15 protein-coding genes are annotated in these 17,125 nt (G+C 62.7%); 4 read left to right on the top strand and 11 right to left on the bottom strand.

Annotated elements, in window-relative coordinates:
- Nucleotides 1-12: 12 nt before the first annotated feature.
- From ACZ92H_RS02490 to fliF, 3 genes are read right to left on the bottom strand one after another with little or no spacing between them, the layout of a single operon-like run.
- Entirely contained in the window at nt 13-714 is a 702-nt protein-coding gene (locus ACZ92H_RS02490; protein ID WP_465048454.1) for a flagellar assembly protein FliH, read from the bottom strand.
- 43 nt (nt 715-757) lie between these two features.
- Nucleotides 758-1,756, bottom strand: a complete 999-nt coding sequence (fliG, locus tag ACZ92H_RS02485) for a flagellar motor switch protein FliG (protein WP_131371369.1) — start codon at nt 1,754-1,756, stop codon at nt 758-760.
- Complete coding sequence (gene fliF, locus ACZ92H_RS02480; RefSeq protein ID WP_465048143.1) at nt 1,749-3,464, bottom strand: flagellar basal-body MS-ring/collar protein FliF; 1,716 nt, start codon at nt 3,462-3,464, stop codon at nt 1,749-1,751. Before fliF ends, fliG begins: the two co-directional genes overlap by 8 nt.
- Nucleotides 3,465-3,779: 315 nt before the next feature.
- Here fliF and fliE point away from each other — a divergent pair, with 315 nt between their 5' ends.
- Nucleotides 3,780-4,082 (top strand): flagellar hook-basal body complex protein FliE, encoded by a 303-nt coding sequence (gene fliE / locus ACZ92H_RS02475; protein WP_465048144.1) that lies wholly within the window; start codon nt 3,780-3,782, stop codon nt 4,080-4,082.
- A gap of 143 nt (nt 4,083-4,225) precedes the next feature.
- On the opposite strand, the gene ACZ92H_RS02470 is transcribed toward fliE, so the two are convergent.
- The 8 genes from ACZ92H_RS02470 to ACZ92H_RS02435 form a co-directional block, all read right to left on the bottom strand.
- Nucleotides 4,226-4,972, bottom strand: a complete 747-nt coding sequence (locus ACZ92H_RS02470) for a flagellar brake protein (RefSeq protein ID WP_465048145.1) — start codon at nt 4,970-4,972, stop codon at nt 4,226-4,228.
- Between the two features lie 25 nt (nt 4,973-4,997).
- Nucleotides 4,998-5,324 carry an EscU/YscU/HrcU family type III secretion system export apparatus switch protein gene (locus ACZ92H_RS02465; RefSeq protein ID WP_131371356.1) on the bottom strand — a complete coding sequence of 109 codons (327 nt, stop codon included), beginning with the start codon at nt 5,322-5,324 and terminating at the stop codon, nt 4,998-5,000.
- Nucleotides 5,317-6,528, bottom strand: a complete 1,212-nt coding sequence (gene fliK, locus ACZ92H_RS02460; RefSeq protein WP_465048146.1) for a flagellar hook-length control protein FliK — start codon at nt 6,526-6,528, stop codon at nt 5,317-5,319. Before fliK ends, ACZ92H_RS02465 begins: the two co-directional genes overlap by 8 nt.
- Nucleotides 6,529-6,552: 24 nt before the next feature.
- Nucleotides 6,553-6,879 (bottom strand): flagellar protein FliT, encoded by a 327-nt coding sequence (locus tag ACZ92H_RS02455; protein ID WP_131371351.1) that lies wholly within the window; start codon nt 6,877-6,879, stop codon nt 6,553-6,555.
- A 3-nt stretch (nt 6,880-6,882) separates the two neighbouring features.
- Nucleotides 6,883-7,329 carry a flagellar export chaperone FliS gene (fliS, locus tag ACZ92H_RS02450; protein ID WP_465048148.1) on the bottom strand — a complete coding sequence of 149 codons (447 nt, stop codon included), beginning with the start codon at nt 7,327-7,329 and terminating at the stop codon, nt 6,883-6,885.
- Nucleotides 7,330-7,351: 22 nt separating this feature from the next.
- Nucleotides 7,352-10,030: a flagellar filament capping protein FliD gene (gene fliD, locus ACZ92H_RS02445; protein ID WP_465048149.1), complete on the bottom strand. Its 2,679-nt coding sequence runs from the start codon at nt 10,028-10,030 to the stop codon at nt 7,352-7,354.
- A gap of 231 nt (nt 10,031-10,261) precedes the next feature.
- Nucleotides 10,262-10,621, bottom strand: a complete 360-nt coding sequence (locus ACZ92H_RS02440) for a flagellar protein FlaG (RefSeq protein WP_465048150.1) — start codon at nt 10,619-10,621, stop codon at nt 10,262-10,264.
- 83 nt (nt 10,622-10,704) lie between these two features.
- Nucleotides 10,705-12,186 carry a flagellin N-terminal helical domain-containing protein gene (locus ACZ92H_RS02435; protein ID WP_465048151.1) on the bottom strand — a complete coding sequence of 494 codons (1,482 nt, stop codon included), beginning with the start codon at nt 12,184-12,186 and terminating at the stop codon, nt 10,705-10,707.
- Between the two features lie 442 nt (nt 12,187-12,628).
- On the opposite strand from ACZ92H_RS02435, the gene ACZ92H_RS02430 reads away from it, so the two are divergent.
- The 3 genes from ACZ92H_RS02430 to ACZ92H_RS02420 are packed head-to-tail and all read left to right on the top strand — an operon-like array spanning nt 12,629 to nt 16,805.
- Entirely contained in the window at nt 12,629-14,659 is a 2,031-nt protein-coding gene (locus tag ACZ92H_RS02430; protein ID WP_465048152.1) for a tetratricopeptide repeat protein, read from the top strand.
- Complete coding sequence (locus ACZ92H_RS02425; protein ID WP_071322410.1) at nt 14,659-15,597, top strand: UDP-glucuronic acid decarboxylase family protein; 939 nt, start codon at nt 14,659-14,661, stop codon at nt 15,595-15,597. Before ACZ92H_RS02430 ends, ACZ92H_RS02425 begins: the two co-directional genes overlap by 1 nt.
- Nucleotides 15,594-16,805: a class I SAM-dependent methyltransferase gene (locus tag ACZ92H_RS02420; protein WP_465048153.1), complete on the top strand. Its 1,212-nt coding sequence runs from the start codon at nt 15,594-15,596 to the stop codon at nt 16,803-16,805. Before ACZ92H_RS02425 ends, ACZ92H_RS02420 begins: the two co-directional genes overlap by 4 nt.
- The last annotated feature ends 320 nt before the right edge of the window (nt 16,806-17,125 follow it).

Raw genomic sequence — 17,125 nt, 5'->3', positions numbered from 1 at the left:
TGACGGACTCGCTCACGGCGCCAGCCAGTCCAGGTCCTTGCCCAGCGCATGCGTCAGGCGCTGCCAGCGGGTGGACGCCTGCGCGTCGATCTGGTTGCTGGCCGTGTCGATCTTGCAGCCGCCGCGTTCCACGCTGGGGTCTTCGATGACGCGCCAGCCGCCCTTGTCGAGTTCATCGCCGATGCCGTCGCGCACGACCTGTGCGTCTTCCGGGTTGAGCATCAGCAAGGCTGGCTGTTGCAGCACTGGCAAGTATTCGATGGCTTCGCGCACCATCGGCAGCATCAGTTCGGGGCGCACGGGCAAGGCCGTCTTCAGCATGCCCTTGGCCAGCTGCAGGGCCAGTTCCATGACGTCATTGGCGATCAGTTCATCGGCCTGGTGCACGGCGCTGCCGAAATCGACGGCGATGGTCTGCAGATGCGCCAGTTCCACGCCGGATGCCGCCTTGCCTTCCGCATACGACTGCGCATGGCCGTCGGCATGCCCGGCCGCGTGGCCTTCCGCATAGCCGGCGGCGCGGCCTTCCTCGAAGGCGGCGGCGCGCGCTTCCTCGCGGATGGCGTCCAGCTCTTCCTGCGTCGGGTATTCCAGCGGCGGCGCCAGCTCTTCCTCGTGCAGGCCGGCAAATAGGTCCAGCTCCGGTTCGGGCTCCGGCTCCAGCAGCTTGCGCGCCGCCACCACGCTGGGGCGCTCGTCGCCAAACGAGGTCATTTCCCAGCGCTGGTAGGCGGTTTGCTGCTCTTTGGGAATCAGATTAGACAAACGAATCCTCGCCTTTTCCGCCTAAGACGATCTGCCCTTCGTCCGCCAGGCGGCGCACGATCTGCAGGATCTGCTTCTGCTGCGACTCCACTTCCGACAGGCGCACGGGGCCTTTCGATTCCAGGTCTTCGCGCATCATCTCGCCGGCGCGCTGCGACATGTTCTTGAAGATCTTGTCGCGCAGCTCCTGCGAAGCGCCTTTCAGGGCGATGATCAGCATTTCCGACTGCACTTCGCGCAGCAGCAGCTGGATGCCGCGGTCGTCGATGTCGATCACGTTGTCGAACACGAACATTTCGTCCATGATCTTTTGCGCCATGTCGTTGTCGTAGTTCTTGATATTGTCCATGACGGAGCCTTCCTGCTCGCCGCTCATGAAGTTCAGGATCTCGGCCGCCGCGCGCACGCCGCCCAGCGACGATTTCTTGATATTTTCGTTACCCGACAGCAGTTTCGTCAGCACGTCGTTGAGCTCGCGCAAGGCGGCCGGCTGCACGCCATCCAGGGTGGCGATGCGCAAGACCACGTCGTTGCGCAGGCGGTCCGTGAAGTGGCCGAGGATTTCACACGCCTGGTCGCGCTCCAGGTGAACGAGGATGGTGGCGATGATCTGCGGGTGCTCGTTGCGGATCAGTTCGGACACGGATTGCGAATCCATCCACTTCAGCGATTCGATGCCGGACGCATCCTTGCCGCCCAATATGCGCGACAGCAGCACGGACGCCTTGTCGTCGCCCAGCGCCTTGGTGAGCACCTGGCGGATGTATTCGTCCGAATCGAGGCCGACGGTGGAATTGAGCTCCGTCTGCGAGCGGAAGTCGTCGAGCACTTCCACTACCTGGTCGTGCGCGATGCCCTTCATGGTGGCCATGGCGGCGCCCAGTTTCAGCACTTCGCGCGGGCCGAGGAATTTCATGACCTCGGCCGCTTCGCTCTCGCCCAGTGCCAGCATGAGGATGGATGCTTTTTGCAGTCCCGTTGTCTCAGTCATTATTGCCTATCCATGCTTTGATGACGTTGGCCACCACGCGCGGGTCTTCCTGCGCCAGTTTCTTGGCCATCGCCAGGTTTTCGCGGTAACCACGCGCCGTGTCTTCTTCCAGTTCCTCCAGCTCCGCTTCGCTGAGCAGGACTTCGTTTTCTTCGCCGTCCTTGCTCAGTTCCGGTTCGACGACGGGCGGCGGGGCGCCGAAATCGTCGATCTTGCGCATCACGGGGCGCAGCATCGGGCGCACGATCTTGATGAAGATATACAGCAGGATCAGCGCCGTGATGAGGAATTTCGCCAGTTCCTTGGCCAGCGGCAGGTTGGCCGGGTCGCGCCACCACTCCAGCTTGCTTTCGGGCGCGCGGTCGATGCCGTCGAACGGCGAGTTGGCCACGCTGAAGCTGTCGCCGCGCTCCTTGTTGTAGCCCATGGCTTCCTTGACCAGATTATTGATCTGCACCATTTCAGCGGGGGAAATCGGCTTGACCGTGACCTTGCCATCCTTGTCGAAGCTGCGGCGGTAGTTGACGACCACGGCCACGGACAGGCGGCGCAGGCCACCCATCGACTTCTGTTCATAGCGCACGGTCTTGTCAACTTCATAATTCGTCGTCGATTCCTTCTGCGTCGGCGGCGTGGGCGCGCCAGGGGCGGCGCCAGGCGCGTCAGCCGTCAGGGGGGCCGTGGCCACGCCCGGCGGCTGGTTCGACAGCGCGCCCGGCACGCCGGACGGGTTGGCATTGCCGGCGCCCGTCGATTCGCTCGTTTGCTGGCTGCGGATGGTCGACGCTTCCGGCGGCGAGTTCGGCTTGTAGGTCTCGGCTGCCTGCTCGCTTTGCGAGAAATCCACGTCGGCCGTCGCTTCGGCCCGCACATTGCCTTCGCCGACGATGGGCAGCAGGATCGATTCGACCTGCTTGATCACGCTTTGCTGCAATTGCTGCACGTACTTTAATTGGTTCGGGTCCAGGCTCTTGATGCCGTTGGCGCGGTCCTTGTCCTTTTCCTGGCTCGACAGCAGATTGCCCGCCTGGTCGACCACCGTGACATTGATCGGCAGCAATTCCGGCACGCTGGATGCCACCAGGTGCACGATGGCGCTCACTTGCAGCTGGTCCAGGCCGCGGCCCGGATGCAGGTTCAGCAGCACGGAGGCCGTGGGTTTTTGCTGTTCGCGCACGAAGACGGACGGTTTGGGCAGCGCCAGGTGGACCCTGGCCGTGTCGACGGCGGACACCGATTCGATGGATTTGGCCAGTTCGCCTTCGAGGGCGCGCTGGAAATTGACCTGTTCCAGGAATTGCGACACGCCCAGCTTCTGGTTTTCCATCAGCTCGAAGCCCACGTTGCCGCCTTTCGGCAAGCCTTGCGCGGCCAGTTTCAGGCGCGCGTCGTGGACTTGTTCGGATGGCACGAGAATGGCGCCGCCGCCTTCGGAAAACTTGTGCTTGATGCCCAGCTGGTCCAGCGAGGCCGTGATGGCGCCGCCGTCGCGGTCTGTATAGTTGGAAAACAGCACCTTGTATTCGGGCGGCTGGTTCCACATGTACAGGGCCACGCCGATGGCGATCAGCGCCGCCACGCCCAGGCCGCGCAGGAAATTCTTGCCCATCGGCGTCTTGGCGAATGCTTGCACGGACTCCACGGGCGAACGGGCTGGCGCCGGTTCCGGTGGTATGCGGTTCACATCGATTTCTTCGGCTACAGCCATGATTGCCTTCCGGGGCGCGTGTATTTGGTGATGAGTGGAGGCCGCTTCCTCTGGAGGAGGGGGCGATATGCAGAATTATCCGCCACTGTCACGCGCTTCAATCGTCCAAATAGAAGGCGCTTTTGCCGCTTGCTCGGCCGAGTGGCTGGCCTTGGCGCTGGTATTGTGGAACCCTGGCAACGTGTGACGGAAGTTATTGTACCCGGCGTTGCCGTGCAAGCCAGGGTTTTGTTCTCTGGCAGCAACAGGCCGGAATAGACAACAAAGGGGGGCAAAGTGAAAACAGGCGGTATCGATAGCAGCAGGATCGAGGCGATGATCGCGCAACTGAAGTCGGCGGCCACGCGGCCGGAGGCGAAGCTGCCGGCGATCCAGACCGAGATGCCCGCGGCCAAGGTGAATTTTGCCGATGCCTTCAAGAGCGCGCTCGATTCCGTGAGCAGTTCGCAAAAGGAATCGTCGGCGATGGGCCAGCGCTTTACCATGGGCGACGACAAGGTCAGCCTGTCGGACGTGATGGTCTCGATGCAGAAGTCCAGCATCGAATTCCAGGCCACGGTGCAGGTGCGCAACAAGCTGGTTTCTGCATATCATGAGATCATGAATATGCAAGTTTGATACAGGTAAATGTATTGGTATGTCACGAACGCCTTGCAAACCGTGGCGAGCGCAAGCCAGTTGTGGCCGAGAAGCGGAACTGTACTCTAGTACAGTGAGCATCGCAGGCCGCAAATGGCGACGCGCAGCAGGTTTGTCAGGGGTTATCCCAACCCGGCCATGCGCGCATTGCGCTCGCGTTCGAGACGCGTGATGTAGCGCTGCACGTGCGCCAGCATGCTGCGCGGCAGGTCGACGAACTGGCAGCCCAGGCGGCGGTTCAGCTTGTTATTCAGCAGGGTCATGTCCAGCGAGTTGCGGATTTGCAAGGTGGCCGTGACGATGCCGACGTCCGGCAAGTCGATGCGGCAGCCCGGGTAGTCCTTGCCGATGGTCTCGCCCAGCATCAGTTTATTGTCCAGGATGGCGATGCCGCCGCAGCTGATGTCGGCCAGCGGGAACAGGGTATCTGCGCCGCCCAGCGCCGGCGGCAGCGGGATGGAGACGCGCACGGGATTGCTGACGGGCGTCGTCATGCGGTAATACTCGCGCCGCTGCAAGCGGATCAGGGTTTCCGGCACGGCAATCTTCAAGGCGGGCGTGCCGCCATGGCTGCACTCTTCCACCAGGGCGCTGGCGAACAGGATGCGGATCTTGTCGAGCGAGGTTTCAAACGAGATGCCGGTGGCCGCCACCATGCGGCGGTTCTGGTCGGCATTCACGGAACGGTCGAGGATGACGGTATTGCGCTCGGCATCGACTTCCAGGATCGAGGTGACGCACACATCGGATTCGCCGTGGATCAGCATGCGGATCAGCTGGTTCTTTTCGCCTATGCTGCGCAGCAAGGCGATGATTTCCCGCCGCGATTCCACTTCAAAGTCATGCCAGTTTTCGAGGCCGGAATCCATAATATGTGCTTGCATTGATGCCTGTCTATGTATCGGTGGGAAGTGAGCTGGTGTCGGGCGGCGGCGGGATCGGCCCGCCATTCGCAGATTCAATATGATATAACCAGGCCAGCAGTTCCGCAATCGCCCGATACAGGCCCGGCGGAATCTGCCGGTCCAGGTCCACATCCATCAGCAGGGCCACCAATTCCTTCGATTCATGCACGAAGACGCCGTGCTCGCGCGCCGTGCTGATGATCTGGTCGGCGATCAGGCCGCTGCCCTTGGCCACCACCTTGGGCGCCGGCGTGCCGCTCTGGTAGGCCAGCGCGACGGCCGTCTGCGGCACCTTGCGCTTGGTGTCGTCAAGCATCATCGGCTCCCGCTGCCGCTGGCGGAGCGTCGGCGGCTTGCACGGCGGCTTCCGGCTTGCCGGCGATGCTGAGGGATGTCAGGGGCCAGCCGGCCGCATCGAGCGCCGCTTCCAGGCGCGCCGCGTGCTGGCGCAAGGTGGCGGCGCTCGCTTCGCTGCCGGCCTGCATCTGGATGGCCACGCGGCCGCCCTGCAACACCACGTGGGCGGCCAGGTCGCCCAGCAGGGGAAACTGGAAGCGCACGTTGCTGCGCCAGGCGGTCGCCTCTTCGCCATCGTCCGGCATGTTCTGCTGCTGTCCTTCCGGCGCATCCTTGCTGATATCCCACTGCATCTTCTGCCCGGGCCACGCCTCGCCCTGCCACTGCACGCGGGCCTGCTCGTGCGTGTGCAGCTGCAAATTGATCAGCTGCGCGGAGGCCAGGTCCGTGCCCGGCTTCTGCGCCTCTGCCTGCTGGGCTTTCTGCATCTGCGGTTCCAGCAGCAGCGAGGCCAGCGGGCGCTTGCCTTCGGCCCATTCGGCCACGTGCGATTCATAGAACAGGCCGCTGCTACCGACCGCGTCGCGCAGTTTTTGCGCCAATTGCGCGGGATCGGCTCCCGGCGTCGCCATCAGCGGGGTCTTGCCGACCAGCGCCACCGGCGCGCCGGGCACGCTTTCGGCCTGCACCAGCACGCTGCTGATGGCGCGCGCGGTGGTGCTCAGTTCGGGGGCGGGCGTGTCGCCGGCCAGTGCGGGCAGCAGGTTGGCCGGTGTCAGCGGCGCGCGGCTGAGCAGGGTGGCGGCCGTGCTGCCGGCACGCGTGCCCGCCTGGGCGGCGCCGGCCTGGGCGCCGCGCGCTTCGGCCGCGTCGGGTTCGGCGTCGGCGTCCGCATACGTCAGCAGGGGTTGGGCGGCCTGGTCGCGGGGATTGCCGATTTGAAAAGAGGGGCGGGGATTGATGCCGATCAGGGTCAGCGGAATGTCCGCGCCCAGCTGGGCGCCGGCGGGCAGCTGCATGCGGGCCGGGGTGCCCGCCACGCGCACCAGGAAGCTGCCGTCGCCCATGCGGGCCAGCACTTGTCCCTGCATGGATTTGCCGACCAGTCCCTGCAGCGAACGCTGGAACTCGGCCTGGCGCGGGTCGGCGACCGTGTCGGCCGGACGCGTGCCCTTGACCGGGGTCAGGGGCGTCATGCCGATGGCGTCCATCTTCGGCAACATGATCCTGCCCCGCCCCGCGCGCGCTTACACGCCGTAGGCGTTGGCCAGGCGCCGCTCGGTGCCGGTGCTATTGATCAGCTTGGACAATTGCGCCATCCATGGCATGGTCAGGTCGCGGATCTTGCGGTCGTCTTCGAGGATCTGCTTGATCAGCGCCACCTTGCGCAGGCGGCCGGCGCTTTCCAGCACGACTTTTTCTTCATTCGCCTTGAGCGCGGCCACATGCATGCTGATGCGCTGTTCCAGCGCTTCCAGTTCATCCCAGTCGGCATTGGTGGCGGCGGTCACCATCTGGCCCGTCAGGGTCTGCATGGCTTCGTAGGTGGTCAGGACTTCTTGATTCGTCATCATGGATCAGGCGCTCGCAAGGCTGGGCATACGTTTCAGGTCGGCGCCGGGAGTGGCGGCGGGCGTGGTGCCAATGGCGTTCCAGGTTTCGCGCAGGTCGGTCAGCAGGCGCTGCACTTCTTCCAGCACGGTCACATCGTTGTTCAGGTTGGCCGCCAGCAGGCGCGCGCCCATGTATTCGTACAGCGCATCGAGGTTTTCGGCGATCTCGCCGCCCACTTTCTTGTCCAGGCTGGCGCGCAAGCCATTGTCGATGATCTGGATGGCGCGCGAGATGGCCTTGCCTTTTTCCGGCACGTTGCCCGATTTCATGTGCATCTGCGCGCTGAGCACGGCCACCAGGGCGCCGTCGTACAGCATCACGATCAGCTTGTGCGGCGAGGCCGAGACGATGCCCGTTTCCAGGCCGACCTTGGCATAGGCGTTGACGCCGCGTTGTTGGGTTCCAAACATGTGCTTCTCCTGATGATGGGGCTTAGCGGTTGGCGGCGATGGCGGCCAGCTGCTGGGTCAAATACGATTGCGTCGTGGCCAGGCTGCTCAGCGTCACGTCGAGGCGCGTGTACTGGGCGCGGTAGCGCGCTTCAATGCCCGTCAGCTTGTCGGCAAAGCGCTGGCGCTGGTCGGCCACATCCTTGATGCTGGCGTTGATGCCGGTGGTGCGGCCCGTGATGATGCCGTCCGTGCCAAGGAAGGAGGCGGCCATATTGTTCAGTTGGTAGGCATAGCCTTGCGAAAAGCTCACCGTGCCCCGGTCGCCCACGCCGCCGCCCGTCACTTCGATCTTCAGGCCGTCGGCGGGCGAACCCGGCGCACCGGTCAGTGTCTGGCCCGAACCGATGACGGGCTGGCCGCCGATGGTGCCGGCCACGTCGGTGCCCTTGGTGGGCGTGACGCCGGTGCCGATCAGCGATTCCACGCTGGTGCCCGAGACGCTGGCCACGGCCAGGTTGGAAACGGAGCCGTAGCGGGCCGATGCCACTACCAGGCGGCCGTTGCCGTCGATCGACGCCGTCACCGAGCCGCCATTGTCACTGAAGGTCTTCACGCCATTGATCGAGGACTGGATCAGGCCGGCCATCTGGGCCGGCGTATAGTTGCCGGCAGGAATAGTCACGGTGGCCGTATTTTTGGCCGCCGCAGGTTCCGTGTCGTTCAGGGTGATGCTCCAGGTGGTGTCGCTGGCGATCGTGGTCGAGGCCGGCAGAGTCAGGTTACCGTTCAGGGTGCCCTGGCTGGCCATGTTGGTGATGTTCAGCGCATACGCGCCGGGCTTGGTGGCGGCCGTCGAACTGGTAAAGCTGACATTGCTGTCCGTGGTCTTGCCCAGTGCCGAGAACAGGCCCGCCACGTCGGAGAAATTGGCGTTGATGGCCTTGTCCAGCACGGCCGAGTCCAGCACCAGGCTGCCATCCTTCTGGAAGGTGATGCCGACCTGGTCCAGGGTTTTCAGGTTGCCGGTCAGCCCGCTGATGGAGGTGCTCAGCTGCTTGCGCAGCTGGGTCTGGATCGATTGCGTGGTCGAATCGCCCAGCATGACGCCGGCCTGCTTGGTTTCCGCGTTGTACGAGGTCATCTTGGCAATGGACGAGTTCAGGTCGTTATAGGCCTTGACGAATGCCGTCACGCTGGTCTTCACCGTCGATGTATCCTTGGAAACGGACAGGGAGCTGGTGCCCACCTTCAGGATATTCAGTGTCACGCCCTCGATGGCGCTGTCGATGCTGTTCGAGCTGTTCGTGATGGGAATGCCGTTGACGCTCAGCATGGTGTTCTGCGCAGCGCTGTTCTGCTTCAGGTTTTGCGTGCCCGACGCATCGTAGGACAGCAAGTCGCTCAGCGCGCTGTCGGCCGGCTGTCCGTCGCTGCCGCTCAGCGAGATTTTCATGGATGAGTTTGCGCCCGATTTCGACGAGCTCAGCACCAGATGGTGCGGCTTGTCCGAGCCGTCCGACACGATGCTGGCCGTCACGCCCAGGCCCGCATTGTTGATGGCGTCGCGGATGCCCTGCAGCGAGTTATTCGTCGAATCGATGACCACCGTGCCCGTCGCCTGCGTGGCATCCTGCGTGAAGCCGCTGCCGATATACGCGCCGCCCGCGCCAGCAGTCAATCCGGCCGCGGCTGGATTGCTGCCCGCAACGGTGATGGGGCTGCCGTTGGTCGAGCTGAGCGTGATGGAGCTGGCGACGGTAACGTTGGAGCCCGTGTTCGTTGCTGTGGAGGCATGGCCGATGCCGCCCTTGACGTCGCCCGTGACCACTTCCTCGATCTGGATGTTGGAGCCGTCGGCGCGCGTGAATTGCAGGGTGCCGTCGGCGGCCTTGCCGCTGACGGTGATATTCGCCTCGGCCAGCGCATTCGAAATGGCGTTCGGGCCGGCCAGGGTGGTGTCGAGCGAGGCGCCGGTGATGCCGGCACCCGCCGCCACGCCATTGCCTTGCGTAACAATATTGATGCCGCCCACGGACAGGGAATAGGTGCCGTCCGCGCCGGTGTCGACGTTGCCGTAGCCGGCGAACAGGGTGGGGCTGCTGGCCGCCGGCTGGGCCGTGGCCGTTACGCCCGTGGTGCTGCTCTTGGCGTTGATGGCTTCCGCCAGCGCGCGTGCGCTCTTGATCGTGCTGTCCGTCGGGATGGCGGTGCCATTCAGGGTCAGCGAGCCATTGCTGATACCGTTTTGCAAGGTGGTGCCGCTGAGGGCTGTGCCATTCACGCCGAAGGTGCCACCGGTGACATTGCCTAACTGGAAAGAAATGGTCGTCTTGGCGCCGGAACCGATGGTGGAAATCTTGCTGGCATAGCCGGCCGAGGTCAGGGTTTGCGACTGTGCCAGCTGGCTGACATTGATATTGTAGTTGCCGGCCACGGCCTTGGCGCCGGCCGTGGCCGTGAACACCAGGGGGTCGCCAGGGCTGGCCGAGACGGCGCGGAAGCTGTTGCTGTTGCTCAGGCCTGAGAGCGAAGTCTGGAAGGCGCCCACGGCGCCGCTCAAGGTCCCCAGCGCGCTCAGCTTGGCCTGGTAGGAGGCAGTTTTCTTGTCATACGTGGCCAGAGGCGCGGATTCCGCCGTCATCAGCTTGTCGATGATGGAGTTGACGTCCAGCGTGCTGTTGCCGATGCCCGGGGAGGATAAGGTTGGTGCGATAGCCACTGTCTGCTCCTAGGAAAACACTAATATAAGCTGTTATCGGCAGAATCAATCAGGACTTGAGAGGGGCTTTTACGGTCCTGTTTTCAGTTCACTGAAAAGGCAGGCGGGCAGGGAGGGTGTTTGTTGTCTGAACTGCATTGAAAAACAGGGCCGGTCCAGTTCTCACTGGCCGGCCCATGTCCGCGGTTCCATTGCTTTCTGTATTGATCCTGCGCGTCTTGCCTGCATGGCTTATGCGCTTTGGCTGATCAGCTGGCCTTTTGCCGAGGCAAATGACTTGGCAATCTCCAGTGCTTCCTTGGTAGGAATCTGGCGCAATACTTCCTGCGTTTCCTGGTCGACGACCTTGACCACGGTGCGCTTGCTATCTTCGTCGATTGAGAATTGCAAGCCCTGGGTCTTGACCTGTGGCGACTGGTTCAGTTCCGAAACGGCCTGGTCCAGCTGCGCGCGGCTCGGCTCCTGGCCGCTGGCCGTGGCGTCGGTGCCGGCGTTGCGCGGCGCCTGGGTGCGGGCGATGGCCGGTTCCGCTGGCGCGTAACTTTTCTCGATGCGGGCTGCGGAGGCCGCAGCTATGGTGTCGATAGTCATGGTGTTCCCCTAGTGAAAATTCCCCTGCCGAAGAAATCCGGCAGGGGAATCTGGTCCAGCGATGTCGCTTGGCTAATCGATGATTAGCCGCGCAGCAGGCTCAGCACGCCGTTTGGCAGCGAGTTCGCTTGCGCCAGCATGGCGGTACCAGCTTGTTGCAGGATCTGGCCACGGGTCAGGCTGGCCGTTTCTGCAGCAAAGTCGGTATCGACGATGCGGCTGCGCGAAGCGGACAGGTTTTCCGTTGTCGATTGCAGGTTGCTGATCGCCGAGGAGAAGCGCGATTGCAAGGCGCCGTACTGTGCGCGTTGGCTGTTGACCGTGGACAAGGCTGCATCCGTGATCTTCAGTGCCAGCTGGGCGCCATCGAACGTGGTGACATCCAGTGTCGAGACAGCTTTCAGGCTGGAGCCCTGGTTGGCGCCAACCGCGACGCCACCCGTCAGTTTCAGGCCCGTTGCCGCTGTTTCGCTGACCGAGAAGCTGCTGTCGCCGTCGAAGGTGACGCGGCCGTTGGCCGTTGCCACGCCGCCAGCTGCGGTAGCCGCCGTAAATGGGCCGGTCACTTTCACGCCAGCCGTGTCGTAGGTGGACACGTCCAGCTTGACGTTGGCATTGGTGCCGTTGGTGATCTTGATATCCGCGCCGCTAGCATTGCTCAGCTTGATACCGCCTTGCGATGCATCGTACTGGGCGGTCACGCCGGTTTTTGCCGTTTGCGCATTGATCGCGTTGATACCTGCGGCAAAGTCGGCGGCCGTGTTGGCGGCGCCGGTGACGGCGAACGACACGGTGACGTCGGCGGCATTGTCCGAGGCAATCTTGAACGAGTATGCTTCAGCGCCCAGGTCCAGGTTGACGTCGGTGCGAGCGTCGGCCGTCACGCCCGTATTGGCCGTTTTGGCATTGACTGCGGCGGCGACCGACTTGGCCGACGACGTGGTCGTGGTGTCGATGGTGGTGGCGCCAAACTTGCCCGAGATGGCCAGTTTGCCGGAAGCGACAGCGTTGCTGGCCGTCGATGCTTGCACTGCAGCATTTTCCACACGGTTGTTACCGTAGGTGCTGGTCAGGAAGTTCGCGCCATTGGCCGAAATCAGTTGGTTGGCATCGGCGCCGACCTGGAAGTTGGCCGTACCCATCGTGCCGTCCAGCAAAGCCTGGCCGTTGAACGAGGTGGTTTGGGCGATACGGTTCAATTCCGAATTCAGCTGGCCAACTTCGGTTTGCAGCGCCTGGCGGTCGCTGGCCGAGTTGGTGGCGTTCGACGATTGCACGGCCAGTTGGCGGATGCGTTGCAGGATGTCGCCCGAGCTCGACAGTGCGCCTTCAGCCGTTTGCGCCAGCGACACGCCATCGTTGGCGTTGCGGGTCGCTTGGGTCATGCCGTTGATTTGCGACGTCATGCGGTCCGAAATCGACAGGCCGGCGGCGTCGTCTTTGGCGCTGTTAATACGCAGACCGGAGGACAGGCGTTGCAGCGAGGTGCTCAAGGCCGATTGCGAGGTCGACAGGTTGCGTTGCGAGTTCAGGGAAGCGATGTTGGTGTTAATTACTGCAGCCATTTTAATTCTCCAGACAGGTATTACATTGCGCTATGTGCTAGTCACGTTGGTCTGCTTCTGTGCTTTGAAGCAATCAAACCGTCGTTGTAATGTTTATCGGAGGCCGCCTGAAAAAGTTGATAGGGAAAAACATTCTTTATTTTATTTTTTCACCCTCATTTTTCCCGGGCACGGCACGCTAGACGACAGGATGCGGAAAAACTTGAGGGTGAAAAAACATTTATTTTCATCGTTTTCCGCCCGCTGTCCGCGCCCGGGGCGCCGTGCCACTGGGCGTCATCGTTCCGCAAAGCATCTATTAGCACCCCCTTTCCCCCCATGCTCCACGTCTTGCGCCAGGGCCTAGCTGGTAATATCGTTACCAAATTACACATTCCGCCTGCCGTGGCTGTCATGGCAGCGCGATCCGGCCTAACCTTGAGTTTTTATGATAACGACTGATATGGACGCAAACAGCTCCGCCGCCGCGCCGCTGTCGCAAGAAGTGACCCAGACCATCGATGCCGCCTTGCACATGGCGCAGCAGCACTTGCGTGATGGCGAGTTGGATGTGGCCGCGCAGCTGTTCCTGGCGGTGCTGGAGCTGGCGCCGCGGGAGCCATTTGCGAACCGACAACTTGGCCTGTTATCGATGCGCGTGGGCGACGCCGCCGCCGCCGTGCCGTATTTTGCTGTTGCACTTGGGGCGCAGCCAGATCAGGCCACCAGCTGGCTCGACTATATTGAAGCGCTGATACTGGCTGGCCAGCATGAAATGGCGCAGCAGATGCTGACGCTGGGGCGCCAGCATGGTCTCGACAGCCTGGATACCGACCGTTTGCAGCAGGTATTGACCTTGCGCATGAACGGCGTGCCAGAGGACAGCGTGCCGCGGCAACTGGCGGCAGAAAGTGCGCCGCCCGCGTCGGACAAGCCCCGCGCCGAAGCCATGACCATTTTGTTCGATCAGCAGCGCTATCCGGAACTCGAGCGGGAAGCGCGCGCGTTGACGCGCCGCAAGCCCAATGACGGCGTGGCCTGGAAGATGCTGGGGCTTGCCTTGTTGATGCAGGGGCGCCTCAGGCCTGCCTTGCCATGCATGCAAAAGGCCGTGCGGCTGCTGCCCCGCGATGTGGAAGTACAGAACAATATGGGACTGGTGTTGCAGGAACTGGGACAGCTTGGCCCTGCGGAGCTGAGCTATCGCCGCGCAATCACCATGATGCCGGAGTTTTTCAGTGCGCACAGCAATTTGCTGATGCTGCAAAGCTATAGCGCGAAAAGCGCGTCCGGCCGCCACTTGGCCGAAGCCCGGCGCTTTGGCAAGGCCGTGGCGGCCTATGCCAGCCAGCCTTTCAGTGCCTGGTCGTGCCGCCGCGATGCCGCGCGCTTGCGCATCGGCGTCGTCTCTGGCGACTTGCGCAAGCATCCCGTCGGTTACTTCCTGGAAAGCATGTTGGCATCGCTGAACACGCGCCGCGTCGAACTGATCGCCTATCCCACCGTGATCAAGGTGGATGACTTGACGGACCGTATCGCGCCGCATTTTTCCGCCTGGCGCCCGATTGCCGACAAGACCGACGAGGAAGCCGCGAAAATGATCGAGGCCGATGGCGTGCACGTGCTGCTTGATCTGGCGGGACACACGGCCGATAACCGGCTGCCGCTGTTTGCCTGGCGGCCCGCTCCCGTGCAGGCGACCTGGCTCGGCTACTTTGCCACCACCGGCGTGCAGCAGATGGATTATCTGCTGGGCGACCGCTTTGTCGCTCCGCTGGACGAGAGCGAGGCTTTCACGGAAACGCTGTGGCACCTGCCGGACAGCTATCTGTGCTTCAGCCCGCCAGCCTTTGACCTCCAGGTCAGCCCCTTGCCGGCGCTGGAGAATGGCTTTGTCACCTTCGCCTGCTTCAATAAGCTGAACAAGATGAATGATGGCGTGGTGGCCGTGTGGGCGCGGATCATGCAAGCCGTGCCAGGCTCGCGGCTGTTCCTGAAAACACTGCAATTGAGTGACGCCGGCGTCTGCAGCCGCACCACGGCGCGGTTTGCCGCCCACGGCATCAGCGCCGACCGCCTGCGCCTGGAAGGCTCCGCGCCGCGCGCCGAGCTGTTGGCAGCTTATCAGCAAGCCGACATCGTGCTCGACCCCTTTCCGTACCCGGGCGGCACCACCAGCATGGAGGCACTCTGGATGGGGCTGCCCATCGTGACACGCTGCGGTGAATGTTTCCTGTCGCACCTGGGCGAATCCGTCCTGCACAACGCCGGCTTGCCGGACTGGGTCGCCGCCGAGGATGACGAATACGTCGCCATTGCCGTGCAAAAGGCGGGTGACCTGGCGGCGCTGGCGGCCCTGCGCGCCCGCTTGCGGGGCCAGGTGCTGGCCTCGCCCCTGTACGACGCGCCCCGTTTCGCGCGCCATTTCGAAGACGCCATGTGGGGCATGTGGCACGCCCGGATGGCGGTGATTGATCACGCAGGAGAGCAATAATGTCCCGTACCACCCTGATTACCGGCGGCGCCGGCTTCCTCGGCTCGCACCTGTGCGACCGCATGATCGCCGATGGCCACGATGTGCTGTGCGTGGATAATTTCTATACGGGCAGCAAGGACAACATCCGCCACCTGCTGGGCCACAAGCGCTTCGAGCTGCTGCGCCATGACGTCTGGCTGCCGCTGTACGTGGAAGTGGACCGCATCTACAACCTGGCGTGCCCGGCCAGCCCCGTGCATTACCAGAACGATCCGACCTCGACCACCAAGACTTCCGTGCTGGGCGCCATCAACATGCTGGGCCTGGCCAAGCGCAAGCGCGCGCGCATCCTGCAGGCGTCCACCTCGGAAGTGTATGGCGATCCGCAGGTGCATCCGCAGCGCGAGGATTACTGGGGCCACGTGAATCCGATTGGTCCGCGCGCCTGCTATGACGAAGGCAAGCGCTGCGCGGAAACCCTGTTTTTTGATTACCACCGCCAGTCGGCCGTGGATATCCGCGTGGTGCGCATCTTTAATACCTATGGCCCGCGCATGCATCCGAACGATGGCCGCGTGGTGAGCAACTTCATCGTGCAGGCCTTGCGCGGCGAGCCGATCACGCTGTACGGCGACGGCCAGCAGACGCGCTCGTTCTGCTATGTCGACGACTTGATCGAGGGCATGGTGCGCATGATGAACCAGACGCAGGAAATCGGTCCCATGAACCTGGGCAATCCATCCGAGTTCACCATCCGCGAACTGGCCGAGCTGGTGCTGCGCCTGACGGAGTCGAAAAGCGAACTGGTCTTCCGCCCCCTGCCAGCCGACGACCCCGTGCGCCGCCAGCCCGACATCGCCAAGGCGCGCGCCGCCCTGGAATGGGAACCGACGGTGAGCCTGCATGATGGCTTGAAAGAAACCATCGCCTACTTCAAGAAAGTGATCTTTGCATGAAACAGCAACTAGTCCCGGCAGTCTGTCCCGTCTGCGCGCATAGCGTGGCGGCGGCGTTTTTCGATGGCGGCCAGCACGCGCTGGCGACCCTGGGCTGGCCAGCCAGCGCGGCGCAGGCGCAGGCGATGGCCGTGCAGCCGCATGATTTCGTGCAGTGTCCGCAGTGCACGCACGTGTGGAACCGCGCGTTTTCCTACGACGCCATCCCCTACCAGAACAATCCGAACCGCATGTTCAACAAGGGCGGCATCTGGAAAGGCCACCTGGCCGATACGCGCGACGTGCTGCTGGCCCGGTTGCCGGACTCGCCCACGGTGATCGATATCGGTTGCGGCGAAGGCCATTTCGTGCGCGCGCTGGCCGATGCCCGGGGCGAGCAGGGCCGTTTCATCGGTTTCGACCCGAATGCCACGCCGGAAACGGGACGCGGCGTGGAATTCCACGCGCGCTATTTCCAGCCGCTGCAGGATGTGCCCGAATTCGCGCCCGATGCACTGGTGATCCGCCACGTGCTGGAACACCTGACCGATCCCGCCTCGCTGGTGGAGCAGATGGCGTGGGCCGCGTCGCGCTCCGACAAGCCGTGCTGGCTGTTTGCCGAAGTGCCGTGCATCGACCGCGTCTTTGCCACGGGGCGCCTGGCCGATTTCTTCTACGAACACATGTCGCACTTCACGACGGAATCGTTCCGCACCCTGATGCAGCGCGCGGGCGAAGTGGTGCAGCTGGCGCACGGCTATGATGGCGAAGTGGTGTATGCGCTGGTGCGCCTGCAGATACCCAAGGCCCTGCGCGAGCGGGCGCGCCACAGCAATGCCTTTGCCGCCGCCGCCCAGCGCAGCCGCAAGACCATCGCCGCCCAGCTCGATTCCCTGGCCACCAGCGGCCAGCGCGTGGCCATCTGGGGCGGCACGGGCAAGGCCGCCGCCTTCATGCACCAGTTCGGCGCCGACGCGCTGCGCTTCCCGCTGGTGGTCGATTCCGACCCCGACAAGGCCGGCACCTTCGTGCCGGGCCTGGGCCAGGAAATCGTCTACCGCGACCTGCTCAAGACGCAGCCGGTCGACGTCGTCATCATCCCCACGCAATGGCGCGCCCGCGACATCGCTGCGGAAATGGCGCGCGAAGGCATCGTCGCCAAGTCCATCCTGATCGAGCATGAAGGCGGCTTGATCGATTTCTTTGCTGATGAGCATCCTTACCGTTAAAAACATCTGTTTTTCTGGCAGGCGCTACACATGGCGCCTGTTTATTCTCGGCATCTTTTTCTGAATAGACGCCGCAGCGCTCTTGTGCCATTTCCCCTTCCTCGATCTTCCTCCTCCTGTCTTGCATTTCGTTTGTCGCACCGCATGCCGTTGCTGCCTGATCTTTTTTATGGGTTGAATATTTTTTTGTAATTTCTTAATTTAAATCATTGAAAAATTCCAAATCAACAGTTTTACAGTGTTTTTATTGATTGATCATTAAGTAAATGGAATTTGTGCTATTGTTATAATAAAATATTGTGTTACAAATTTTATTATTT

This window comes from Janthinobacterium foliorum, from assembly GCF_978021625.1.
This window is presented reverse-complemented; position numbering and strand designations above follow the sequence as displayed.

Excerpts from the sequence above, each read along its gene's own strand:
- ACZ92H_RS02490 (WP_465048454.1), bottom strand. The coding sequence starts at position 714 with ATGACCTCGTTTGGCGACGAGCGCCCCAGCGTGGTGGCGGCGCGCAAG.
- fliG (WP_131371369.1), bottom strand. The coding sequence starts at position 1,756 with ATGACTGAGACAACGGGACTGCAAAAAGCATCCATCCTCATGCTGGCA.
- fliF (WP_465048143.1), bottom strand. The coding sequence starts at position 3,464 with ATGGCTGTAGCCGAAGAAATCGATGTGAACCGCATACCACCGGAACCG.
- fliE (WP_465048144.1), top strand. The coding sequence starts at position 3,780 with ATGATCGCGCAACTGAAGTCGGCGGCCACGCGGCCGGAGGCGAAGCTG.
- ACZ92H_RS02470 (WP_465048145.1), bottom strand. The coding sequence starts at position 4,972 with ATGGATTCCGGCCTCGAAAACTGGCATGACTTTGAAGTGGAATCGCGG.
- ACZ92H_RS02465 (WP_131371356.1), bottom strand. The coding sequence starts at position 5,324 with ATGCTTGACGACACCAAGCGCAAGGTGCCGCAGACGGCCGTCGCGCTG.
- fliK (WP_465048146.1), bottom strand. The coding sequence starts at position 6,528 with ATGTTGCCGAAGATGGACGCCATCGGCATGACGCCCCTGACCCCGGTC.
- ACZ92H_RS02455 (WP_131371351.1), bottom strand. The coding sequence starts at position 6,879 with ATGATGACGAATCAAGAAGTCCTGACCACCTACGAAGCCATGCAGACC.
- fliS (WP_465048148.1), bottom strand. The coding sequence starts at position 7,329 with ATGTTTGGAACCCAACAACGCGGCGTCAACGCCTATGCCAAGGTCGGC.
- ACZ92H_RS02440 (WP_465048150.1), bottom strand. The coding sequence starts at position 10,621 with ATGACTATCGACACCATAGCTGCGGCCTCCGCAGCCCGCATCGAGAAA.
- ACZ92H_RS02435 (WP_465048151.1), bottom strand. The coding sequence starts at position 12,186 with ATGGCTGCAGTAATTAACACCAACATCGCTTCCCTGAACTCGCAACGC.
- ACZ92H_RS02430 (WP_465048152.1), top strand. The coding sequence starts at position 12,629 with ATGGACGCAAACAGCTCCGCCGCCGCGCCGCTGTCGCAAGAAGTGACC.
- ACZ92H_RS02425 (WP_071322410.1), top strand. The coding sequence starts at position 14,659 with ATGTCCCGTACCACCCTGATTACCGGCGGCGCCGGCTTCCTCGGCTCG.
- ACZ92H_RS02420 (WP_465048153.1), top strand. The coding sequence starts at position 15,594 with ATGAAACAGCAACTAGTCCCGGCAGTCTGTCCCGTCTGCGCGCATAGC.